This window comes from Methylobacterium sp. 2A (assembly GCF_009806555.1).
In the GTDB taxonomy this organism is placed as follows: domain Bacteria; phylum Pseudomonadota; class Alphaproteobacteria; order Rhizobiales; family Beijerinckiaceae; genus Methylobacterium.
In genome coordinates, this window is sequence record NZ_VUOK01000045.1 from 1 (window position 1) to 22,418 (window position 22,418).

Here is a 22,418-nt window from a genome sequence, read left to right on the forward strand (position 1 = left end):
TCTCAACCCAGACTACCTCGAGGCCCTCATCCGACAGACCCCAAAATCAGCAACAAAAAGCTGAAGCGATTCCCCTGGGATCGCCGGCCCCTTTTGCGTCCGGGGCTCGTCCCTTGGATGACGCTGCGGCGCCACGCATGCGCATCCGTGGTTCCCCCCGCTCCCCGAGGGCGCTAAGACCGCTCCTGAGCGCGGCGGCGGCCCCCGTCCCGCGACCGGGCTTCCGGGACATGTGAGATGAGCATCCCTGAACGGCGCGTGCGAACCCTCTTCGATGAGGCGGCCATCGCCAAGCGCAATGACGAACTCGCCCAGGAAATCCTGGCCGCGCGGCCCGAAAACCTCCTGGTCGTGGCCGTGCTCAAGGGCAGCTTCATGTTCGCCGCCGACCTGCTGCGGGCGCTGCACCGGGTCGGGCTCGCGCCGCAGGTCGAGTTCGTCCATCTGTCGAGCTACCGCACCGCGACGGTCTCCAGCGGCCAGGTCGAGATCCTGCGGGACGTCCAGAGCGAAGTGCGCGGGCGCGACGTGCTGCTCGTCGACGACATCCTCGAATCGGGTCGGACCGTCGTCTTCGCCAAGGACCTGCTGATGGCGCGCGGCGCCCGGCGGGTGCTCACCGCGGTGCTGCTGGAGAAGCCCGGCAAGCGCGCCGTGACCATCGACGCGGATTTCGTCGGCTTCATCTGCCCCGACGTGTTCGTCGTCGGCTACGGGATGGATGCCGCCCACGCCTTCCGGCAGTTGCCCTTCGTCGGGGTGGTCGATTACGGCAGCGGCGATCCCGATCTGTTCGATCCGTAGCAGCCCCCGGCAACGCGGCATTTTCGCCGCAGCCGCCGGCGATATGCCTGTATTCGGCGATGCCATCTTGACACGCGACGGATCGGTCTGCGTCTGTCGTCTATCGAGGGCCTTACCGTGATCACGGCGGCGCTCGGGGTCGAGGACGTTTACGGGACCACATGGCGCGCATCCTCCTGGTGGATGACGAAGAGACTGTCCGGGGCTTCCTCAAGCGGGGGCTCGAGATCGACGGGCACGCGGTCGTCACCGCCAACGATGGAAGTGACGGGCTGGACCGCCTCAACGAGGCCGATGGCGCCTTCGACCTGATGCTCACCGACATCCGCATGCCGCTCATGGACGGCATCGCCCTGGCGCTGGCCGCCAAGCGCGACTTTCCGGACCTGACCATCCTGCTGATGACCGGCTTCGCGGACCAGCGCGAGCGGGCGCGCGGGCTCGACGCGATCGTCACCGACGTGCTGACAAAACCCTTCTCGCTGGCGGATCTGCGGGCCACGGTGAAGCGCGCGCTCGCCGCCTGACCGCCGCCGAGCCCGCGAAGGTCCACCTATCGAAGGTCCGATATGCGGGCGCTGGAGCGCTCTCCGCCGAAACAGACATCGGTTCCGCGCGCATCACGACACGGGCAAAAGCCGTGCGGCGGCCTGCACGGCCGCGCGTGGCATCACGCGGCCGTGATCGACGCGCGATTCCGCCGCGCCCTGCTGTGTCGGACAACGGACCTCCCGCCTCCGAGTTTGGTGTTGTCTTGAAAACAGACTTCGGCACCGGCAGTATGCCTACACCGATTTGACGCGCGTCAGACCGGTATTCAGGGGTGGACCCGGTGCTTGATTACAGTCGAAAGATCGTCGCGCTCGCGAACGACATCGGAGCGCTGATCGATCGGGCGGCGTTCGAGCCCGAGGCGTGGGAAGACGTCATGACAGCCTTCGCGGCCGCCGTGCCGGGGGGCAAGACCGGGATCCAGGTGGTCGACGTTCTCGGCCGGAGCGCGGTGCCACTGACGTCGTCCGGCTGGCCGGACGGCGTCGTGGAGCGCTATGCCGAATACTACAACGCCATCAATCCCTGGATGCCGGTGATGCTGTCGGCGCCGGCGATGCAGCCCATCTTCAGCGAGAGACTTCTACCCGCTTCGGAATTCACCAAGACGGAATTCTACACGGACTGGCTGTCCCGGGCCGGGGGCGCCGACGCGTCGAGCGGCATGCGGTTCGCCGAGAGCGATGGCCGGCTCGGCTTCATCGCCCTGCATTACGACCTGCGCCGCGCCGAATCCGCCAACGCCGTCTATGAGCCTCTTCTGAGGATTCTCGGTCCCCGCATCCGCCGGACGCTCGATGCCAGCCGCCATGCGGGACCGGGGCGCCTCGGTGGCTCCCTCCTCGACGCCCTCGTCGAACCGGCGCTTCTGATCGCGCAGGACATGCGGATCTATGGGGCGAACGAAGCGGCGGAGAATCTCCTGCGGGACGGCAAGGTCGTGCGGTGTGGCAGACTGAACGTCCTGGATGTGCGCGATCCGGATCTGCGCCTCTGCATCCGTGACGCGGTGGCCGCTGCCTGCGCACCGGGGGCGTTGGTGGGTCCGTTCTCGGCGGCCCCGGCGGTCCCGACGCCCTGGGGGGCGTTCGCGGCCTGCACGATGCCGGTCGATCCGAAATTCCTGAGCGCCGGACGCTTCGGCCTGCTCGTGTTGCCGCTCAAGCTCGCATTGCTGGTGCTGCGGCGGTGCGAGACGGCCCGGACGCCCGCCGACATCCAGGGCGCGCTGATGAAGACCTATGGGCTCACGGCCGCCGAGGCCCGGCTCGCGTCGGCCCTCGACGGCACGGCGAGCCTGAAGGAAACCGCCGAACGCTACGGCATCACGATCGACACCGCCCGCTCCCAGCTGCGCGCGGTCTTCCGCAAGACCGGCGTCTCCCGGCAGGCCGAACTCACGCGCCTTCTGCTCCTCGAGAGCGGACGCGCGCGCTGAGCTCAGGCCCGCACGGCCCTCGCGCGGCGACGGCAGGGCCGGCCGGCGGTGCTCGTCCGGGGCCATCATGCGAGCGGCCCATGGCCGAACGCCGCGGGGCGACCTAGGTCCGGGGACCATCCCGCGAGAGACCAGCCATGGCCTTCCCCGATCCGAACGAACCCAGCGCGACGTCGATCGCTGGTCTGGAACTGGTCAACACCCTGATCGAGCGCAGGGAGGCTGGCGAGCCGGTCGACCCGGATATCCTGGCGCTGCTGACCGACATGGAGCGGCTGGGTCTCACCGACACGGAGGCCTACGCGACGCTCGATGCCTACCGGCCGGGGCCTGCAATCGGCGCCACCGGCGGCGAGGATGCGGGTGAGGCTCAACCCTGAGTCCGGCCTGGGACCGGCGCCATGGCCCGCCGCGGCCCACCGGCCCGAAGCGGCCAAGTTGTGCTGCCGCGTTGTCGCGGCGGTAAGCATGGCGCCAGCAACGCGAAGCCTCCGGCACGGCCTTCATGCGGAAGAAGGCCGCGTCGTCTATCTGTCCAGGCCGGAACTCTTCGAGGTCGGACATGGCGGGCGAACAGCGTCTCTCGGGCAGGACGGACTGCTTCAGCGCAGGGCATATCGTGGTCGCCGATACGGGCAGGCGGCTGCGCTGCCTCGTCTGGAACATGTCGGATACCGGCGCGCTGCTGGAGGCCGGCGACGAGGACGCCGTACCCGAGACCTTCACACTGCTCACGGCGATCGACCAGATGTCGCGCCGCTGCAGGGTTGTCCGGCGCACCGGCGCCCGGTTCGGCGTGGTCTTCGCGGACACCTGAACCGATGAGGCGGCACGGGTCACCGGCGCTGACGATATCCGTCCGTTCCGCCCGCGCGAACCCCCACGGAGCCGGGAGTCCGTTGATCGCACACGCGAGACGGGGAGCCTGAACGGACTGTGCCGGACCGTGTGCCTTGACGAAGCAGCCTCAAACGTAGTCAAACCCACGTCCGACGCCCCGAAACCGCCAATGTCCTCAACGGTTTCAGAGCGCCCGCCGGTGTAGCACAGCGGTAGTGCAGCGGTTTTGTAAACCGAAGGTCGGGAGTTCGATCCTCTCCACCGGCACCAGGTCATCTTGATTTTGTGTCGAAGGTAGAGGAGCTTAAGGGCCTCTCAGGGTCGTCCCAGGTGTAACTCTGGGTGTACCCATGGCTCGGAAGTTCCTCGATCTGGGGTGGCTGGTGGTGACGACCCGCTACGTGCATGACTTCAAGGGCGATGGCTCGCTCTGGTATATCCGCCGCATCCCAAAGCACGCCCAACCCCACCATGGCGGCAAGCCCCAGATCCGCAGGAGCCTCAAGACCCGTGACCCGAAGGTTGCGGCCGTGGCGGCTGCCAAGATGGCAAAGGCAGATGACATCCTCTGGGCCACGCTGAAGGGTGGGGAGGAGACAGGTGGTCCCACCTCGGATGTCCGTGAGGCAGCCAAGCTGCTTCTGGTGGCGCTCAACCTCACCCCTGGCATGTTGGGCCGTAAGCTTGAAATGTGGGAGGACCCAACCGAGACCTTGGATGGCTACTTCCAGCGGCGGTACGGGCAAGCCTACGTGGATGCACGCCACGGCCCTTACAGCGACCGGATGGACGTAGAAGACCTCTGGACTCCCGCAGAACGTGAGGCCGTTCGGCTCCTCAAGGAGGGTGAGACGATCCCTGAGCCACGCCTGAGTGATGCCCTAGAAATCTACCTTAAGCTTCATCCCAGGGGGCGGAAGGCCAAATTCAAGGCGGATGCGGAGCGGGTGTTTGCTCAAGTCTACACGACCGTTGGGGACCTCTCGTTAGCCGACTGTCGCAGAGATCACGCCCATAAGCTTGTGGAAGCGATGCAGTCGCGGGGTAACAAGACCTTAACCGTCAGGCGAAACCTCAACACATTGGTAGCAGTCTACAACCGTGGCCTTAGGGAGTTCGACATCCACGGCCGTAATAACCCGTTCGAGAGCATACAGATCGCCGAAGAGCGTCAGGACATCAAGGAACGCGCACCCTACACCGCCGATGAGCTTCTGACAGTCTCGAAGGCCTGCCGGGCAAAAGACGACACCATTCGGCATATCGTCGCCCTTCAGTCGGACACGGGCGCGCGCCTTGGGGAGATCGTTGGTCTACTCAGATCCGATGTGGTCCTAGACGGCCCTGTGCCGCACATCATCATTCAGCCACACCCGAAGCTCGGCAGGACGCTTAAGACGCCCAACAGCGAGCGCAAGGTTCCTCTGGTAGGTGAGGCCCTGTGGGCGGCACAACGAGCCCTGGCGGCCCCTCGGAAGCGAGATATGACCCCTTCTATGTGGCTGTTCCCGCAGTACGCCCGAGACGGTGAGATCAAGGCCACCCATGCGAGCGCCACCATCAACAAGTGGCTCAAGACCCTCCTGAAGAATGAGAAGACATCGCACTCATTCAGGCACGCCATGAGGGACCGCTTGAGACACGCGAAGGTACCGAAGGAGATCCAAGAGATCCTAGGTGGCTGGGGAGAGCGGTCGGTCGGTCAGGGCTACGGCGAAGGTTACACGCTTGAGCAGCTTCGGGAGCATATGTTGAAGGTGGCCCCTCAGGCCGATTGATCGAAACGATACGCGACGCCGCTTCTGGCACCTGATAACCTCCCACCGATGAATAGTCAGGATCAAGGCTCAGCCCTCTGAAATTAGAGACAGCCTACTCTGAATTTCGCCAAACTAGGCATAAGTGTCCCCGCCGAAACCTTCTACACGAGGTTTTCATGAATGCCGCCCTGCTATTCAATTCGGATGACCCTAAGTTCGGAGGCAGTTACGGCGACCCTATACGCGACTTCGTTTTTGGATTGGGCTTGATACAAGCTTCAGGCCGGCACATGAAAATATCGGTCGGGGATGTGCTGACCTATGGCAAATATCGAAATCAGGAGCAATTTGAAAGCCTGATGATGAAGGTCTATTCTTCAGGAACACGGGCATTGTATCACGAAGATCGTCTGGGAGACGTATTAGGTGTTGGGACTGTCTATGCGTTAACTTTCGAAAACATGACCGTTAAGCTGGCCCAAGAATTACATGCAGCCTTGAGTGAGGATAGCAGTTATCTCGGAGTATTAGAAGTGAACTATGCTCATGGGCCTCACCTTGCGCTTTTTCGAAACTCGATGATTCCGCTTTATCGCGTCGAAGGCTCTACATGTCGAGTGTTTTACTCGATGGGAGAAGAAGACTCCCGAGACGACTATGAAATTGAAGCAATGAGCAAGCTGGGCTTCTCGGACGTGGCGTGGGAAGATCGCGGAGGACATGGAACTATCTTTGATGATTACGATACTTTGGAGCACTTCCAGCGCATTGCTATCTTTCGGGATGTGATACAGGGGCTCATTGAAGGCGGAGAAGATGCCGCGTCAGAACTTGTAATGGTACTGGAAGACCTCAATCCGCAGCTTTTCACTGTACTTGGCGCCGCCGTAGTCGCGCTCGAAAGGGCCGAGAATGCGGAAGACGTAGCGCAAGCTGCCCTATCTGGGCGACGTTATCTGGAGAAGCTAGCCGATGTGCTGTTTCCTGCACGAGACGGAAAGCTGAACGGCAGAAGGGTCGGAAAGTCAGAATATCGAAATCGTATTTGGGCCTACATCAGCGAGAATTCGAGAGCCTACCCAGAGCGGGTGGAGGTGCTTGGTAAGGAAGTGGATCGGTTAGTAGAAGAGTTCAACGCGGGCCTACATGGAGATCGCGAGGGACCGCGCATACTCAAGGCTTTGGCCAATGCCGGAGAATTGACAGCGGCACTGCTTGCTCTCAACCCATCAAAGTCACGCCAGCCATACTATGCCTTCCAGAAGCGGATTGTAGAGTTTCTCAGAGAGGCAGCGGAAAGGCATGGGAAGCGCGAGTGACGCGCAGAGCTTATGTTGCAGACTCTGCCACTCCTCTCGCCGCTCCCACCGAATTCTATAGCTCAATTCGCCCTAAAGCTACGCCACGAGATTTCGAGACGCCCCTCAGCCTCAAGCGTCCACTCTGGCTGCCCCGAGACCACTCACGGCCGTCCTGGGGCTTCCTAGAGCATTCCAGGGGCACTCTAGGGCCGCCCGGGGTCTCGCGGAATAGCTTGGTTCCGCTGGATGCTCAGTGGCTTGAGGCTGCCTTAGGACCGCAACGTGCCCCCTCCAGAGGACCACCGATCTTCCGTCCCGCCCCTCGATGGGCAGCCCCGGGTTAGCCGATAGCTTGGTTCTCGTGCTCGCTCAGTGGCTTGGTGGCAACTTCGGGTCACAACGGCCCCCCTCTAGAGAACTTGGGGGGCTAACGCCACAGGTCGGATCTGTTCTTAGAGGGACCTTCCTCCAGTTCAAACTTGATCCGTTCCATAGTTCTCCGCGAGACACCAATGCCTTGTGTCTCTTCGTGGGTTCAAAGTCCTAAGAAGACGACCTCGCCGGATGGGCTGATTTCATAGGCATGGTTACTGATATAGCTCAGGCGGTTAGCTCAATCTAAGACCCGCAAAAGTGGCCCTCTAGAGAAATAAGGCACTCCCAGATCCGCCAGCAGGCACCTCCCGAAGCCACCCCGCAGTGGACCCGGAGGCCGTCCGTTCTCTCGCTGATCCCGTCATCGATCAAAAAGATCACGCCACGTCAGACCCTGGGAGCCGCCTGTGCTCCTGGGGTTTTTCCTTATGACGTCCCCTTATGGTAGTCCGGAGGTCACCCTTCAGACCAAGGACCACTTAGAGAGATGAACTATGATGGATACACACGAGAGAGGATACCAATGAGGACAAAAGATGACCCAGGACACTGAGGATGACGATGTTGGTGTAAACGATGAGGATAAAGTCTGTTGGCTCCATCAGTACCGCCTAGCTCGCCCTGGTCCCCTGAGTTCTGTGCTGGAAGCTGTCATTGATGAAGTGACTTGGATCGAGACACGGAGCCGGAAGCGGAAGACCAAGGATGCTCAGTCCTTCAGGCTGGCGCTGGATGTGTTGGTGTCTAACCTGGCCTACAGCCTTCTCAAACATCCCGAAGGCCGCCCGACGGTCATTTCTCGGCGCCTCAGGGACCGTAAGCCCTACGATAATCCAGCAATCCCCCGGAACACCTTCGTGCAGACGGTGGACTTGCTAGAGGCCGCCGGGTTCCTCACTCAGGCCTTGGGAGCCAAGGGCAAGGGCTCAACCACCATTCTACCTACCAGCCGTCTCACGGCTTTGGTGTCTGGCTTGGACGTGGACCTGGGATGCTTCCGGCTCGACAAGCACAACCCGCTTGTCATGCTCAGACGGAAGGTGGTCCACGGTCCCGGCCAGGAGCCAACCAGGAGGAACATCGAGTTCCAGGACACCCCTGAGACTGAGCGCATCCGACTGGAGATGTCTCGCCTAAACAGCTTCCTGGCTGGCGCGGATCTGGGGTTCATCCCCGATGGTCTCGATATTGTGGACACCATTCATGACCGGACCTTGAGCCGGCGCTTTGTGGTCCTGAACGACCAGGCAGCACGCTTCGATCAAGTCGGCCGTCTCAGCGGTGGCTTCTGGCAAAACCTGGAGAAGGACCGCAGGGGCAACCTCCTGATTCAAGGTGAACCCATCGCAGACCTCGACTTCGAGGCCATGCACCCCCGGCTCTCTTACCTGTTGCTGAGAAAGGAGTGGCCCCCAGGTGACCCCTACGACCTGACCGGGCTCCTGAACGGCTACGATCACACCAACAAGGATCACCGAGGGGCCGTAAAGAAGGGCCTATCGTCCCTCCTGAATGGTGGCAGGGCCGGTCGGAAGTACGGAAAGCCTCTGGAAGGCCTGCCTACGGGAGCCACCCCAGCGAGCCTCCGCGCCGCACTGAAGGCCAAGCATCCTGCCTTGGTGCCCATCATTGATCCCCCGGCACCTCTCGAAGTCCCGATGGGCTATCGATTGATGAAGCTTGAAAGTGACATCCTCCTTGAGGCGCTAGACCACCTCATGTCCTTGGGTGTTGTGGCTCTTCCAAGCCATGATGGCGTATTCGTCGCACAGAGCAACGCCGCAATCGCTCAGGAGGCCCTACAGGCGGCCTCCAAGTTCATTCTGGATGTCACCCTGCCTGTGAAAACCAAACCCGTTCCTGAGCCACTACAGCCCATCCTACGGGCTATACACAACCAACCCATTCATTGTTACGCATGACCAAGACCGAAACAACGAAGACGAACAAGAAGCTGAAGCTCAAAACCAAGCCTCGCATGGCCCTTAAGGAGTTCATTCCGAACTACCGAGACTTCCAGAAGGAAGTAGCTCGACTTGAGGAGATGCTTGGGCCGAGTGCCGATCCTGAGGCCACCCTAGAACTCCCCGCCGGGATGAGCCAGGAGTGGGCCGAAGAAGCCTGGCAGGTAGTCAAGGCAAACGCTGAGATGCAATTCAGACCGCTGAAGCCAGGCACTGAGTTCCCATCAGGCATCTACGCTGACCGGGCCTGGCTGGCTACTCTCCAGATCATGGAGAGCCCCTTCAACTCCAGGCTTAAAACGCTGGCTACCCGCCAGATACTCAGCGCAGGCGAGATGCGAGAGAAAGCCGCTAAGAAGCGCGCAAGGGCTGCACGTAGAGCCGAAGCTTCTCAGGCCTAAACCAAACCACGACTCAACGAGCAGAACGTGAGGCCGCTTCGGGTCTCGCGAGCGATAACCTATGGAAAGTATGAATGACTAATTGGAACGTCGATCTGAAGAACCCCTTCTCCCAGGCTCTTATCAGGGTTGGTCAGCAGCGGGGATACCCTGCGATGGCTATTGCTGCCTCGATTGGCAACGCTGCGCAGGAGAGTGGCCTACGCATGGATGCTCTTGGTGACAATGGGTCCGCCCATGGCGGCTTCCAGTGGCGAAAAGACCGCTTCCAGAATCTCCAGAACACCGCTGGAGCCATGGGCAAGGCTTGGACGGACCCTGATGTCCAAGCGAACCACTGGTACAACGAGATGGATGGTAAGTACGGAGGTGAGAAGCCATATGGCGATGCTCTGAAGGCCGCTAGGAACGACCGTGAGGCCAACGAAGCGGTCATCCGCTCCCTGAGGCCCGCAGGCTCCCAGAACGGGGTCCAGAACGCCCACAACTACTCTGGCCGTCTCAGTGCCACCCAAGAGGCCTTCCGTCTCCTCAGCGGCGCTGATGGTGGCGTGAACCCTGGTGCCCTCGCTAAGGGCAACCCTGCGGACCTTCCGGCAGAGGGTGCTCAGGACGCATCCTTCCAGATGCCCCAACAGGCTCCCCCGAAGGAGGGCTGGGATGCCTTCATGTCCGGTGGCCCTGGTGCCCTATTCGGTCAACCGCAGGCGGGGTGGAACCTTGGGGATGCCCTGACAGGCGCTGGTGCGGCGCTGATGGCTCGAGACAACCCTGATGGTGCCAAGTCCCTCCTGGCTGGCATGAGGGCGCTACAGAAGATCAATGAGGACCCTGGCATCAACACCCAGATCGACTCTAGGACCGGCCGTGCGTACACCTACGACAGCAAGGGCAACGTCTCCGTCAAGCAGATCCACGCACCTGACGCCAAGCCCATCAGCGACACCGCTGTGAAGCTCATCCAGGGCAACAACGACGCCTCTGAGGCTGCCTGGAACGCTGCGGAGGGCACCCGGAAGTATACCCGGCTCCTGATGGACGGGAAGGTTAACCTCTCAGCCCTGAGCCGCATTGGCAATGACTTCGCCACGTTCACCAACGATTCCGACGAAGGCACCCGGAACGCTGCTGGCCTGATGTCCCATCTGATGAGGATGCGGGACGCCAAGCTCCTGGAGGCCAAGGGTGTCCAGACTGAGGGTGACGCTACGCGGGCCCTTGAAGCCCTGCTGCCCGGGAACGCCAAGTACGACAACAAGGCTGTTGCGTCCCTATTCCGAGACCTCAGCAAGGAGTTTACCAGCACCTACGACGAGAAGCAGCGGTACAACCAGGCTCTCTTCACTCGGTACAGGGACTACGACCCTGAGGGCTTCTACAAGTCTCGCTACGATGACAGGATGAAGCAGGCCAGGGATGCTGATGCCCTCATTGAGAAGGGCTGGGGCAACTTTGCGAACCCTCCTGCTGCACCTGTGGTGAACACCGGAACAGCCCCGACCGGGAGAGACCCTGTGAAATCCGCAGGGAAGCCCAAGGGGAGCTTCTTGGAGTTCTTTGATAGGCGTGCTGCTCAGTAACAGCCAAGCCGCTCAGCGGCCCTCCTAGGCGATTGTAGGAGGCGGCAGCATGACCGGGGAGAGCGCTTTGCTTCCCCCGGGTCCCCGTCGCGTTGCTCCACTCAAAACATGCAACAGGTGTGACCGTCTAGAGCTCGATCATTCGCGGTCTGGCACAGCTTCACCAGCTCCGGGACGTTCAGGAACAAACCGATCAGGAACCAGAAACCCGTACTTGTGCGGTAGGCGCATGAAAGCATTAGCAACCTCATCTCCAGTACATCCAAGGGCGCGAAGAACATGATAACGCCCGACCGCAGAAAGAAGCGTGGTGTATGCTACCATGTCTTGCGCTGCATCACTTGATAACTCCAACCCCCGACCATGTGGAATGATGTTGCGAAGATCACGGATGCGACCCAGGTTCGGCTCGCCTCGAAAACCATCCTCATGCCAGGGCTCGAAAAGCCTCTCAAGACGCCGCGCCAATGAATAGCCGTTGGAAGCTGATCCGCGAACTCGTTCGAAGAGCCGTTGGTCATCCTCTGATCCGTGCTCTCGAACAATAGCTGCTAAGCGACGCATGTTGACTCTAAAATTGGGGTCCCTGTCCTGCCCAAAATGCTGCCTGTCGAACTCCTCAAGACCTCCAAGAAGCTCGCCATACCCATGGTGTATCGTTTGCTCGAAGTTTCCTGAACTTTGGATCGTGCCCGCGAAGTGTATCAGCTCATCGCTTCCGCCAATCATACGCTCCAGCAGCGCTTCCAGTGTAACCGATACACTACCTTCCGTTGTAAGCCTTTCGTAATCATCGGGGGTAGACCTCTTAGAACGTCTAGATTCCGAAGGCCTATACCAAAGCTCAGCGACGATGGGTGTTTGCTCTCCGTTCCAAGTCGTTGTGTGTGTCGTCGGCATCTGAATGACAGGCGATTCCACTCTAGAGTCGATCATGAACTCGAATAGAGTTGATATACGCCAAGCCATTCTTGTGATTGCATCGTAATTGACAGGCGCCGGGAAGTCCATTTCCAAGACTGAGTAGTCGGATATCGAGAGAGCATCTCCTCGTGGCGCTCTAGTGGCAGTGCTTATAGTCACTCGCGTGCCATCCGAGAGAATTAGCGCACGCTGTCTCGGCGGCAGAACCTGGACTGTCAAATTGGGATGATTGACGCCTTCCACTCGCACCCATTCATGATTTACGAGACCGGGATTCAGCCACGCATGTACGGCAGGGTGCTCGACTGCTAGACCGGCGAATATCGGTTCTTCGATGGCAGTCAAAAAGACGTTCTTGATGATAGCCTCTGCCACCGCAGTACAGGATACCCTCATTGCGGGAGTGTTCGGACCGAACGCGAATCCTCCTGAGCTTTTTAACCGTGGTCTTACGACCGTAGTAGGCCGTTGATAGTCCAGCCATCCGGTCAGCGTATCTGCATTGAAAGTCGCACCACCGATCTCAGCGGGATCGTCAAGAAACCGAACTGCGTTGATGGCAATTCCTTCTTCAGCGCTGAAAGATAGGCGAGAAGGCCAGTGATCATCGTCTTCGTGACCAGTTCTTACAGCAAACCACTCCTCGAAATCTATCAGCTTCATCTCTTCCACCACCAAGGAATCAGGGTCGATATGAAATGCATAGGCCCTCTTAAGGCCTTCGCTCGCCGTTCCAATAGGGCAAGCTCCAGCGGAACGTTCCGGTCCACCTCCGGCATCGTTCCACAAGAATGGGTTTGACAAACGGAACGGCTCCGCTCACTATGTCCAGGATTTCAACGGAACGATCCTGATCCCGGAGCCCTCCCGATGCTCATTGGCTACGCCCGTACCTCCACCTTGGAACAGGAAGCTGGCCTTGATGCCCAGGTGAGAGACTTGAAGGCACTCGGGTGCGAGCGCATCCATTCGGAGCGAGTGTCCTCTGTGGGCCAGCGTAAGGAGCTTGAGGCTGCTCTGGACTTCGTGAGGGCTGGGGACACCCTTGTTGTGACGAAGCTCGACAGGCTCGCACGCTCAGTGACCCACATGGGAGACATTATCGCAAAGCTAGAGGCCAAGGGCGCGGCTCTCCGCATCGTCAACCTGGGAGTGGACACCTCGACCCCCACCGGGAAGCTGATGCTCAACGTCCTGGGTGGCGTGGCTCAGTTTGAGCGTGAGATGATGCTGGAGCGTCAGAGAGAAGGTATCGCCAAGGCCAAGGCTGAGGGAGCCTACAAGGGCCGTAAGCCCACCGCACGGGCCAAGGCCGAAGACATCAAGGCCATGGCGGCTCAGGGTCTCAGCATGGGTGTAATCGCCACCAGGCTCGGCATCGGCAAGGCCTCAGTCCATCGCGTGCTCACCGCCAAGGAAGCCTGAGGTCCAACCCCGAACTCTCGGGCATGGGCCTAATGTCCCCGATGTCAGCCCCGGATTGCCTGAAGCCATCGGTCCTTTTGCAGCGCCCGTGGTCATCGCTGGTCACTCCTGTCCGCTGGTGAGGCTGAGAGCCCGGGGAGGCTGAGAGCTTGGGCAAGGGGGATCGGGGGATCGGGGGGTGGACCTTGGGTCCCCTTCAGTAGGGTCCCTTTTCCGCTTCTAGTTCTGAAAGCGCCCCCAGGCCCCCACTTTCAAATTCCCGGTAAAGCCTGTCGTTGTTGTTCGTCCTTACCGTGCAGTGTTCGCTGTGGAGCCGGGCGGGGTCATAGGACTATCAGTCCTCGAACCCCACATGCCAATTGGTATCCGATGGCGGCTCGCATGTTGTTTAGCAATCACGCGGCAAAATACGACTTGCAAAATGAGGCATTCCGTGAGACAGACCGAAGCGTAGCCGCAGGAACACAGATAGCGGTGGGGGGACGGGCTTTGTTTCATACACTTCACTATGATGTGGCTTACTACGCGCCCGGCTGCAATCGTCATCCGGGAGAGCGCAAAGACCTCTGCGCCTTTGCCCCACTGACATCGCTAGGCTTAGAGAAGCTTCTGAGTGCCCCTGCGGGCAAATGGGACGGACATTTCCTTCACACAACGCCCGATGATGATGGCGAAGCGGTAATGGAACATCTTGAGGACGTTGAAGTCCACATGTGATTCTTGAGAGACTTAGGCCCTCCGGGGCCTTTTCTTGCGACTGATACAAGCCAATTCAGATCCCACAGGAGACCATATGGGTGGCGAGATTATCGGAAACGACGGGCTGCCATTGAAGTCCCTGGGACGCCTCAAGGACGCGATAGGAGCCTTCAGGAACCTGGAGCCGAACCTACCGGCCTCCTACATCGATGCCTTCTTGGCTGTGGCTCTGAGGCCAGGCCAGGGGCCTACGGACTACGCCGCGATGATAGGGACGATCCAGCCGGTTGCCTCACGGACCCTGATGGAAATTGGGGAGTCAGCCAGGACTCGGACGGCCCCACTACACCTTGTGGCGTCTCACCCGCACCCGGAGAGCCGTAGGCAGATTGCCTATGACCTGACCCCCAAGGGGTACACGCTCGCCTATAGGGTCGGAATGATGCTCCAGGGCCGCTGAGGGGCCAATCCTGAGCTAAAACATTGATCCGATAGGCTACCCAAATCTGAGCGGCCGGATGAGCCTCCCAGCGAAACGGGGGCACCACCAAACGCCGACACCCCTGGGACTCCGGGAGCCGGGGGAAACCTAGGACCCGCCCTGAGCCTTCTCGCGAGACCGGGGCGCTATGTGAGCCAGACACCCCCAATGGAACTCCGGGGCCGTCCTGAGCACCTTGTTGAGATGGTGGGCGTAGCCGCTATTCCAGACTTTAGAACAGAGCAGCTTGCCTGATGGGATCAAGGCGCACCACACCTATAATCATCCATTGCCAGTTGCGCTGAGAGTGGGTGCCCATAGCCAAAACCATGCCTTTGGTTGGGTATTCCTGACCGAACTTGGACATCATCCAGTCGAGGGCGCCTTGCTCCCCAAGTTCACGCCTACGCTTGAGGAACGTTGCTTCTATTTCCCAATCGTGACAGCGTGGCTCATGTTCACCGTCATCATCCCTGTATCTGTAGTAGAAATCGTATGGCGCGGGCTCTCGGGGGACAACCTGCTGACCACCGAATAGGTCTGAGGTGGACTGAAGGCGCTGATAGTCTTGTCGCACCTTTTCAAGGTCATCCTGGGAGCGGCGTTTCCAGAAAAACACCGGGTTCTCTGGACGTATGAGGGCGAGACTGCGGCCCTCCTCGTACTCCCTCTTAGTGCTCGAAACGATGGCGTTTCCCAGGAAGCCTTCCTTCTCTCGGTCCTTGAGCTTGCCTGTTATCTCGATGCTCAGGGGGTCGACGCTTCTAGACTCAATGCGCCGATCCTTGGCTCTATCAGGCAGGCGCCACTTGAACCGAATGCGGTCCCACCGACCGAACTGTCTGGCCTGTTCAAGCTGCCGGAACGTAACCGGGTAGAGCCTCAGCCACTGACCGTACTCAGTGATGGCCGCGACACAGACTGTTTCACCATGGGTGCCCCCGGCTTGAGGGAGAGCTTTAACAAGTACGACAGCCTGCGACTCACCCGCCCGCGCTAACTCCTGCTGCTGAGGCATCGGCACTACCCTGGACCGGCATCGCAACCTGAAGGTGGATTGCGGCGAACGGTTCTAGCGTTGCCATACGGTCAGCCACAAGGGTTCGGTGGCAGGTCTTATGGTCCTTCTCGAAACACATCAGGGCCGAGTTTGAGCGCCCAGCAATCTCGACAGCCTCACTGAGGCCAAGTTGCGCAGAGCCGCTTTCTAGGTGCTCCGTGTAAATGCGAAGGAAGTCCTGGTATCGGCCCTGGCGCATGGCATCACGTCCCGGCTTTGGGTCACCTAGTGATTGCAGATGGGTGTAGGCGATTCCTGCCTCAGCCAGCGCGGCTCGAAGGCCATTCTTTGAGAACCCCGGCTTCCTGGAGATGGGCCTGTCGCGAACATCGATGAGGTGGTCAATGTCATTCATCAAGAGTGTCTGAATGAAAGCCTCAAGGCGGGTCCCCTCGTAACCGATGGTGTGAACCGTCTTCAAAGCGCGCCCCTGTGTCTCAGGCCAGTCGGCCGAATCACCTGAGCGAGTACCGCGAAGCGACACGCCGGAACAAGGCGCCCATGCCGCAGAGGCTCAAATGCAGATCACTCAAGCTACTATGGCAAGCGCCAAGCAGCCCAAGCATCTTCCAGGAACCTGACATCCGTGGCGACCGACACGCCTTGGGGGTACAATAGGGCTAGGCTTTCAGGTGTAACTTTTGGTGTACCAAGGCCTCTTGAGCATTGAGGCGAACCGTTATAACTCAACACGTTAGGACACCCTACAAAGCCGTTTGGCTCTCTCCACCGGCACCAAGACGTTCCCGGCGCTGCGGATGCGCGACCCAGGAGCGCGCTCTCGATCGCGAGGCCTTGGAGCGCTCTCCGCCGAAGTGGAATCCCGTTCGGCGCAAGAGAGCGCGTTGCGACGAAGGCTGAGAGCCGTGCTCGATGGCGGCCGCGTGCGTGACCCAGATGGCGGCGGGCTCATAGTCCATACCTTCCCGACCGGTCAGGGCAACCCGATCGGCCCGGTGATCGAGATCACCGGCCCCGGCGCCGTGCGCACCCTGGGCGAACCGATCGACGCCGACGTCTCGGATGTGCTCGGCCGCGCGATGACGATCCCGCAGGCGCGCGACGCGCTGATCGCCATGGTGGCACGTACCGCCAGCGGCCGAATCCCTCGACAACCGGGAATTCGTGACGACGAAGCTGTACCGTAACGCCTGACGCGTCGGTCCGGCGCCCATGCGACAGGCGCCGGACCAAAGGAGAAACGAGGAGAGACCATGCCCAGGGTCGTCATCAGCGAATTCATGGACGAGGCGGCGATCGCCGAGGAGCTTGCCGGCTTCGACACCCTGTACGATCCCGGCCTCGTCGACCGGCCGGACGGACTGGCGGCGGCGCTGGCCGGGGCCGACGCCCTGATCGTGCGCAACCGGACCCAGGTGCGCGGCCCCCTGCTGGACGCCGCCCGGACTCTGAAGGTGGTGGGCCGCCTCGGGGTCGGGCTCGACAACATCGACGTGGCGGCCTGCCGGGATCGTGGCATCGCGGTCTACCCGGCGACCGGCGCCAATGACGGCGCCGTGGCCGAGTACGTCCTGGCCACCGCGCTGCTGCTGCTGCGCGGCGCCTACGGGGCGACGGCGCGCGTCGCCGCCGGCACGTGGCCGCGCAACGCCCTGATGGGCCGCGAGATCGGCGGCAAGCGTCTCGGCCTCCTCGGGTTCGGGTCGATCGCCCGCGAGACCGCCCGCCGGGCCGCGGCTCTGGGCATGGAGATCGCCGCCCACGATCCGTTCGTCGCCCCCGACGACCCCGCCTGGATGCCGGATCACGGCCCGGTCCGCAGCCTCGAGCGCGACGCGCTGATCGCCGGGAGCGACGTGCTCTCCCTGCACGTCCCGCTCACCGGCCAGACCCGCAACCTGATCGATGCCGCCGCCCTCGCCCGGATGCCGAAGGGCGCGATCCTGATCAACGCCGCGAGGGGCGGGATCGTGGACGAGGCCGCGGTGGCGTCCGCCCTGCGCACCGGCCATCTCGGCGGCGCAGCCCTCGACGTGTTCGACCGCGAGCCCCTCGACGCGCAGGCCGGTGCCGTCTTCGCGGATGTGCCGAACCTGATCCTGACGCCGCACATCGCCGGGGTGACCCGGGAATCGAACGTGCGCGTCTCCTCCGTCACGGCCCGGGCCGTGCGCCGCCACCTGTCGGGAGGCTGAGGCGATGCCGGCCCCGACCCTGCCGGAGGCCGGGGACCTGGCCGCACGGGCCCTCACCCGCCGCGGTCGCGGCGAGGCGCGTCGCCCGGGCGCTGGTCGGCGCGGAGCCGGACGGCCTGTCCCTGCGCCCTGCCGGGCGCAGGGACAGGCCGGCAAGGGCGCGGGCGACGCGCGCTTGGCCGAGATCCGGGCCCTGTCATGCGTATTGCCCCGTTCGGCGGGCCGACGTAAGCGGGTAGAGGGAGCGGTGCTGGATACAACCTTCGACGCTCTGCCCGCAGGTGGGGCTCGGCGTCGTCACGCGATGGAATGGTCAGGCGAAGGGCAGACAGGTGCGGGACGCCCCGGGGCGTCGGCTTCCGGAAGCGACCGTCATGAGCGCTGACGCCTCCTCGAAAACCCCCTCCGGCGCGGCCGCATCGCAGCCGGCGGCCAGGACCGGCCTCGGCACCGCGCTCCTGCCCGGCATCGGCCTGTGCGCGGCGATCACCGCCGTGGCGATGGCCGCCCAGGCCCTGGAGGAGCGCGCCACCGGCCATCCCTATGTCGAGGCCCTGGTGCTCGCGATCCTGATCGGCATCGCGGTGCGCACCGCCTGGACGCCGGATGCGCGCTTCCGCACCGGCATCGCCTTCTCGGCCAAGCAGCTCCTCGAAGTCGCCGTGGTGCTGCTCGGCGCCTCGCTGAGCCTCGGGGCGATCCTCGCCTCCGGCCCGGCGCTGCTCGCCGGCATCGTCGGCACCGTGGTGATCGGCATCGCGGCGAGCATCGCGATCTGCCGGGCGCTCGGCCTGCCGGCCCGGATGGCGATCCTGGTGGCGTGCGGCAACGCCATCTGCGGCAATTCGGCCATCGCGGCCGTGGCCCCCGTCATCGGCGCCGAGCCGAAGGACATCGCCGCCGCCATCGCGTTCACGGCCGTGCTCGGCGTGCTGATGGTGCTCGGCCTGCCGCTGTTCGTGCCGCTCGCGGGCCTGAGCGACAACCAGTACGGCGTGCTGGCCGGCCTCACCGTCTACGCCGTGCCGCAGGTGCTGGCCGCCACCGTGCCGGTGAGCCTGCTCTCGACCCAGGTCGGCACCCTGGTGAAGCTCGTGCGCGTGCTGATGCTCGGCCCCGTGGTGGTGGCGTTCTCGCTGATCGCCCCCCGGCTGCCGCAGGCGGACCCGGGCGCGGCCCGCCCCGCGCCGGCCCGGCCGGGGCTGACCAAGCTGGTGCCGTGGTTCATCCTCGGCTTCCTGGCGCTCGCCACCCTGCGCTCGCTGGGCCTCGTGCCGGACGCCGCCGTGACGCCGCTGACCCGGCTCGCGGGCGTGCTGACGATCCTGTCCATGGCGGCGCTCGGCCTCGGCGTCGATGTGCGCGTGCTGGCCCGGGTCGGCGGCCGCGTCACCCTGGCGGTCACCGCCTCGCTCGCCGTCCTCGTCGCGGTGAGCCTCTGCCTCATCTCCGGGCTCGCGATCCGGTAGGCGCCGGCTGGCCGACCCGGTATCCTCCCCCGGGGAGCCCGACTGACTGGAGCGAAGAGCGATGACGCGCGATCCCGACGATCCGCCGGCCCGGCGGCGCTTCCTCGTCCAGGGCGCAGCCGCGGCGGCGGCCCTGGTGGGCGGACGCGCCCGGGCGGAGGAGGCGGCGCCCCCCGCCATCCCGGCGTGGATGAAGGCGCCCGGCGCCGATGTCGGCAGCCAGACCTACGGCACGCCCTCGCGCTTCGAGGCGGACGTGATCCGCAACGTGCCCAAGGGCCTCAAGCAGTACACCTCCGCGTCGAGCCGCACGCCGCTCCAGGATCTCGACGGCATCCTGACGCCGAACGGCCTGTTCTACGAGCGCCACCACGGCGGCATCCCGGACATCGACCCCGCCCGGCACCGGCTGATGATCCACGGGCTCGTCGAGACGCCGCTGATCCTGACGATGGACGACATCCGCCGCTTCCCGTCGGAATCGCACATCTACTTCCTCGAATGCTCAGGGAATCCGGGCTTCGAGGCGATCAAGGGCAGGACGGCCTCGGACCTCGTCGGCCTCGTCAGCTGCGCCGAGTGGACCGGCGTGCGCCTCGCGACGGTTCTGCGCGAAGCCGGGCTCAAGCCGGAGGCGCGATGGGTCGTGGCCGAGGGCGCCGATGCCGCCGCCCTCACCCGCAGCATCCCGATCGCGAAATGCCTGGATGACGCGCTGCTGGTCTACAGCCAGAACGGCGAGCGGCTGCGCCCGCAGCAGGGCTACCCGCTGCGGGTGATCCTGCCCGGCTTCGAGGGCAACATGAACGTGAAGTGGCTGCGCCGCCTCAACGTGACGGCGGAGCCGGCCTATTCCCGCGAGGAGACGTCGAAGTACACCGACCTGATGCCGGACGGCACGGCCCGGCAATTCACCTTCGTGATGGAGGCGAAGTCGATCATCACGCGGCCCTCCGGCACCCAGCGGATCGCCCAAGGCTTCCACGAGATCACCGGCATCGCCTGGAGCGGGCGCGGCAAGATCCGGGGCGTTCAGGTCACGACCGACGGGGGGAAGACCTGGCAGGACGCCGCCCTGCAGGAGCCGGTCCTGACCCGGGCGCTGACGCGTTTCCGCCTGCCCTGGACCTGGGACGGCCAGCCGACCACCCTCATGAGCCGGGCGATCGACGAGACCGGCTACGTGCAGCCGAGCTTTTCGGATCTGACCGCCGTGCGCGGGCTCAAGTCCTTCTACCACAACAACGCGACCGTGCCCTGGCGCATCGCGGAGAGCGGCGAGGTGAGCAATGGCTACGCGTGACGCCCGCGCACTCGCGGCCGCCCTCGTCCTGCTCGGCCTCGCCGGCGCGGCGCGCGCCGCGGAGCGCTACGGCATCGGCCGGACGGCGACCGAGGCCGAGATCGCCGCCTGGAACATCGACATCGACCGCGAGGGCCGGAAGCTGCCCCCGGGCAGCGGCAGCGTCGCCCAGGGCCGCGCGGTGTTCGAGGCGCAATGCGCGTCCTGCCACGGCGCCCGCGGCGAGGGTGGAGTCGGCGATCCGCTGGTCGGCGGCCAGGGCAGCCTGGCCTCGGCCAAGCCGCTCAAGACGGTCGGCAGCTTCTGGCCCTACGCGCCGACCCTGTTCGACTACATCCGCCGGGCCATGCCGATGAACGCCCCGGAATCGCTCAGCGCCGACGAGGTCTACGCGGTCTCGGCCTACATCCTGAACCTGAACGGACTCGTGCCGGACGAGGCCGTGCTCGACGCTCATGCCCTGGCGGCGGTGCGGATGCCGAACCGCGACGGTTTCGTCCCGGATCCCCGGCCGGATGTCCGCTGACGGTTGGCGGCGCTCCGGATCGCCGGAAGAGCTGGGCGGCAAACCACGCGCGCGCCCTCCCCTCTGCGAGGTCGGGAGAGGCGTGAAATCGGGATCGTTCGCCCCGCTCATCCGCCGTTCAGGTGGCGCGACTGATATTTGCCACGGCCAAGCTATAGATAAGTATTTCTGGATTGTAACCGAAGACATATTTTGAAAAAACAGAGACAAGCTGGGCCATTTCAAGATTAAAATTGGCTGAATGCCCAATTCAGAACCGATTAAATCCGTAAGGCCTAACAGCGCCGCCGGATGGCGATGAGGCGCATCTCAGCCACGGCCGGGCATCGGATCGGGGCGGCGGATCGCAAGACCCCGCGGGGCATCGCGCTCGGCACGAGGCGCAACCATGACGGGGAGCACGGACGAGCGGGCGGTCGCCCGCATCTCGCAGGCGGATGCGGCCGACACGGTCGTCCCGTTCCCGGCGGCACGGCGGCCCCGCGCGCCACGTCGCGTGATCGATGCGGCGGTCCGGGAGCGGATCGGGCGCGGCCTGCGCCTGCACGACGCGGACGTCCTGGCCCTCCCGGTCCCGGACCGGCTCCTGACGCTCCTCGACGCCCTCGCCGACACGGAGGCCCAGCCATGACCCTGATGCTCCAAGCCGCCCCCGCGGGGAGCGGATCCGGACCGGCTCCGGCGGGCACCGATCCCGAGATGCGCGATCTCCTGCTGGGGGCGATCCCGGCGCTGCGGGCCTTCGCGTTCTCGCTGACCTACGATCTCGACCGATCGGACGACCTCGTGCAGGACACCCTGGTCCGGGCCTGGATCAACGCCGCGAGCTTCCGCCGGGGGACCAACCTGACCGCGTGGCTGTTCACGATCCTGCGCAACCTGTTCTACTCGGAGCAGCGCAAGCGCAAGCGCGAGGTCGAGGACGCCGACGGGGTCCATGCCGGGAAGCTGACCAGCCTGCCCGAGCAGGAGGTCCGGATGGAGATGGCGCAGTTCCAGAGCGCCCTGAACCAGCTCCCGGCCGCCCAGCGTGAGGCGCTGGTCCTGGTCGGCGCCCAGAGCTTCACCTACGAGGAGGCGGCGGCGATCTGCGGCGTCGCGGTCGGCACGATCAAGAGCCGGGTCAGCCGCGCGCGCGTCCGGCTGATCGAGGTGCTGGGCATGGAGGGGACCGACGATATCGGCCCCGACGCGCAGACCCGGGCGGCCCTCGACGGCGGCTGATCAAGGCTCGGTCCGGTCCTGGTTTCGAAAGGTCGAGACCTTTCGCGGGTGCAGGGCAGAGCCCTGCGACACGGCTCTTCCACCCCCTGCGGGGGGGGGGAGAGCCGTTCGTCGGGGTTTCACCCCGACACCCCAC

Annotated in this window: 19 protein-coding genes, 1 tRNA gene and 1 pseudogene; 19 read left to right on the forward strand and 2 right to left on the reverse strand. The window is 63.4% G+C overall.

Going from position 1 to position 22,418, the window contains the following annotated elements; genetic code table 11:
- The first annotated feature begins 237 nt into the window (after positions 1-237).
- The 11 genes from hpt (at position 238) to FVE89_RS20010 (ending at position 11,015) form a co-directional block, all read left to right on the forward strand.
- Positions 238-804, forward strand: coding sequence for a hypoxanthine phosphoribosyltransferase (hpt, locus tag FVE89_RS19960; protein WP_160536047.1), 567 nt, complete (start codon positions 238-240; stop codon positions 802-804).
- Between the two features lie 161 nt (positions 805-965).
- On the forward strand, positions 966-1,331 hold the full coding sequence (locus FVE89_RS19965; protein ID WP_160536049.1) for a response regulator: 366 nt from the start codon (positions 966-968) through the stop codon (positions 1,329-1,331).
- A gap of 305 nt (positions 1,332-1,636) precedes the next feature.
- The gene (locus tag FVE89_RS19970; protein WP_160536051.1) at positions 1,637-2,794 is read left to right on the forward strand and encodes a helix-turn-helix transcriptional regulator; all 1,158 of its coding nucleotides are present in this window, start codon (positions 1,637-1,639) and stop codon (positions 2,792-2,794) included.
- A gap of 137 nt (positions 2,795-2,931) precedes the next feature.
- Positions 2,932-3,174 (forward strand): hypothetical protein, encoded by a 243-nt coding sequence (locus tag FVE89_RS19975; protein ID WP_160536053.1) that lies wholly within the window; start codon positions 2,932-2,934, stop codon positions 3,172-3,174.
- A gap of 182 nt (positions 3,175-3,356) precedes the next feature.
- Positions 3,357-3,611, forward strand: a complete 255-nt coding sequence (locus tag FVE89_RS19980) for a PilZ domain-containing protein (RefSeq protein WP_160536055.1) — start codon at positions 3,357-3,359, stop codon at positions 3,609-3,611.
- Positions 3,612-3,829: 218 nt separating this feature from the next.
- Positions 3,830-3,904, forward strand: a tRNA-Thr gene (locus FVE89_RS19985).
- Between the two features lie 80 nt (positions 3,905-3,984).
- On the forward strand, positions 3,985-5,412 hold the full coding sequence (locus FVE89_RS19990; protein ID WP_160536058.1) for a tyrosine-type recombinase/integrase: 1,428 nt from the start codon (positions 3,985-3,987) through the stop codon (positions 5,410-5,412).
- Positions 5,413-5,570: 158 nt separating this feature from the next.
- Positions 5,571-6,713 carry a hypothetical protein gene (locus tag FVE89_RS19995; RefSeq protein ID WP_160536060.1) on the forward strand — a complete coding sequence of 381 codons (1,143 nt, stop codon included), beginning with the start codon at positions 5,571-5,573 and terminating at the stop codon, positions 6,711-6,713.
- A gap of 893 nt (positions 6,714-7,606) precedes the next feature.
- Positions 7,607-8,992, forward strand: a complete 1,386-nt coding sequence (locus FVE89_RS20000; RefSeq protein ID WP_160536062.1) for a hypothetical protein — start codon at positions 7,607-7,609, stop codon at positions 8,990-8,992.
- Positions 8,989-9,435 (forward strand): hypothetical protein, encoded by a 447-nt coding sequence (locus FVE89_RS20005; RefSeq protein WP_160536064.1) that lies wholly within the window; start codon positions 8,989-8,991, stop codon positions 9,433-9,435. The genes FVE89_RS20000 and FVE89_RS20005 overlap by 4 nt, the downstream gene beginning before the upstream one ends.
- A 74-nt stretch (positions 9,436-9,509) precedes the next feature.
- A complete protein-coding gene (locus tag FVE89_RS20010) occupies positions 9,510-11,015 on the forward strand; it encodes a phage tail tip lysozyme (RefSeq protein ID WP_160536066.1) in 1,506 nt (501 codons plus the stop codon).
- A gap of 138 nt (positions 11,016-11,153) precedes the next feature.
- On the opposite strand, the gene FVE89_RS20015 is transcribed toward FVE89_RS20010, so the two are convergent.
- Entirely contained in the window at positions 11,154-12,602 is a 1,449-nt protein-coding gene (locus FVE89_RS20015) for a HEPN domain-containing protein (protein ID WP_246731059.1), read from the reverse strand.
- 207 nt (positions 12,603-12,809) lie between these two features.
- On the opposite strand from FVE89_RS20015, the gene FVE89_RS20020 reads away from it, so the two are divergent.
- Complete coding sequence (locus FVE89_RS20020) at positions 12,810-13,364, forward strand: recombinase family protein (RefSeq protein WP_160536069.1); 555 nt, start codon at positions 12,810-12,812, stop codon at positions 13,362-13,364.
- Between the two features lie 1,412 nt (positions 13,365-14,776).
- Here the strand turns inward: FVE89_RS20020 and FVE89_RS20025 are convergent.
- On the reverse strand, positions 14,777-15,562 hold the full coding sequence (locus FVE89_RS20025) for a hypothetical protein (protein ID WP_160536070.1): 786 nt from the start codon (positions 15,560-15,562) through the stop codon (positions 14,777-14,779).
- Positions 15,563-16,474: 912 nt separating this feature from the next.
- Between FVE89_RS20025 and FVE89_RS20035 the strand changes: the two are divergent.
- From FVE89_RS20035 to FVE89_RS20065, 7 genes and pseudogenes are all read left to right on the forward strand, one after another.
- A pseudogene (locus FVE89_RS20035) lies at positions 16,475-16,759 on the forward strand (D-galactarate dehydratase); the annotation flags it as partial.
- Positions 16,760-16,818: 59 nt separating this feature from the next.
- Complete coding sequence (locus FVE89_RS20040) at positions 16,819-17,760, forward strand: hydroxyacid dehydrogenase (RefSeq protein ID WP_160536071.1); 942 nt, start codon at positions 16,819-16,821, stop codon at positions 17,758-17,760.
- Positions 17,761-18,134: 374 nt separating this feature from the next.
- Entirely contained in the window at positions 18,135-19,229 is a 1,095-nt protein-coding gene (locus tag FVE89_RS20045) for a putative sulfate exporter family transporter (protein WP_160536072.1), read from the forward strand.
- Positions 19,230-19,290: 61 nt separating this feature from the next.
- On the forward strand, positions 19,291-20,532 hold the full coding sequence (soxC, locus tag FVE89_RS20050; protein WP_160536073.1) for a sulfite dehydrogenase: 1,242 nt from the start codon (positions 19,291-19,293) through the stop codon (positions 20,530-20,532).
- On the forward strand, positions 20,519-21,058 hold the full coding sequence (locus tag FVE89_RS20055) for a cytochrome c (RefSeq protein ID WP_160536074.1): 540 nt from the start codon (positions 20,519-20,521) through the stop codon (positions 21,056-21,058). Before soxC ends, FVE89_RS20055 begins: the two co-directional genes overlap by 14 nt.
- A 388-nt stretch (positions 21,059-21,446) precedes the next feature.
- Entirely contained in the window at positions 21,447-21,689 is a 243-nt protein-coding gene (locus FVE89_RS20060; RefSeq protein ID WP_160536075.1) for a NepR family anti-sigma factor, read from the forward strand.
- Positions 21,686-22,282: a sigma-70 family RNA polymerase sigma factor gene (locus tag FVE89_RS20065; RefSeq protein WP_202130953.1), complete on the forward strand. Its 597-nt coding sequence runs from the start codon at positions 21,686-21,688 to the stop codon at positions 22,280-22,282. The genes FVE89_RS20060 and FVE89_RS20065 overlap by 4 nt, the downstream gene beginning before the upstream one ends.
- Positions 22,283-22,418: the final 136 nt, after the last annotated feature.

Coding starts and splice junctions, on each gene's coding strand:
- FVE89_RS20040 (WP_160536071.1), top strand. CDS start 16,819: ATGCCCAGGGTCGTCATCAGCGAATTCATGGACGAGGCGGCGATCGCC.
- hpt (WP_160536047.1), top strand. CDS start 238: ATGAGCATCCCTGAACGGCGCGTGCGAACCCTCTTCGATGAGGCGGCC.
- FVE89_RS20060 (WP_160536075.1), top strand. CDS start 21,447: ATGACGGGGAGCACGGACGAGCGGGCGGTCGCCCGCATCTCGCAGGCG.
- FVE89_RS20065 (WP_202130953.1), top strand. CDS start 21,686: ATGACCCTGATGCTCCAAGCCGCCCCCGCGGGGAGCGGATCCGGACCG.
- FVE89_RS19990 (WP_160536058.1), top strand. CDS start 3,985: ATGGCTCGGAAGTTCCTCGATCTGGGGTGGCTGGTGGTGACGACCCGC.
- FVE89_RS19995 (WP_160536060.1), top strand. CDS start 5,571: ATGAATGCCGCCCTGCTATTCAATTCGGATGACCCTAAGTTCGGAGGC.
- FVE89_RS19975 (WP_160536053.1), top strand. CDS start 2,932: ATGGCCTTCCCCGATCCGAACGAACCCAGCGCGACGTCGATCGCTGGT.
- FVE89_RS20045 (WP_160536072.1), top strand. CDS start 18,135: ATGAGCGCTGACGCCTCCTCGAAAACCCCCTCCGGCGCGGCCGCATCG.
- FVE89_RS20015 (WP_246731059.1), bottom strand. CDS start 12,602: ATGAAGCTGATAGATTTCGAGGAGTGGTTTGCTGTAAGAACTGGTCAC.
- FVE89_RS20025 (WP_160536070.1), bottom strand. CDS start 15,562: ATGCCTCAGCAGCAGGAGTTAGCGCGGGCGGGTGAGTCGCAGGCTGTC.
- FVE89_RS19965 (WP_160536049.1), top strand. CDS start 966: ATGGCGCGCATCCTCCTGGTGGATGACGAAGAGACTGTCCGGGGCTTC.
- FVE89_RS20005 (WP_160536064.1), top strand. CDS start 8,989: ATGACCAAGACCGAAACAACGAAGACGAACAAGAAGCTGAAGCTCAAA.
- soxC (WP_160536073.1), top strand. CDS start 19,291: ATGACGCGCGATCCCGACGATCCGCCGGCCCGGCGGCGCTTCCTCGTC.
- FVE89_RS20020 (WP_160536069.1), top strand. CDS start 12,810: ATGCTCATTGGCTACGCCCGTACCTCCACCTTGGAACAGGAAGCTGGC.
- FVE89_RS20000 (WP_160536062.1), top strand. CDS start 7,607: ATGACCCAGGACACTGAGGATGACGATGTTGGTGTAAACGATGAGGAT.
- FVE89_RS20055 (WP_160536074.1), top strand. CDS start 20,519: ATGGCTACGCGTGACGCCCGCGCACTCGCGGCCGCCCTCGTCCTGCTC.
- FVE89_RS19980 (WP_160536055.1), top strand. CDS start 3,357: ATGGCGGGCGAACAGCGTCTCTCGGGCAGGACGGACTGCTTCAGCGCA.
- FVE89_RS20010 (WP_160536066.1), top strand. CDS start 9,510: ATGACTAATTGGAACGTCGATCTGAAGAACCCCTTCTCCCAGGCTCTT.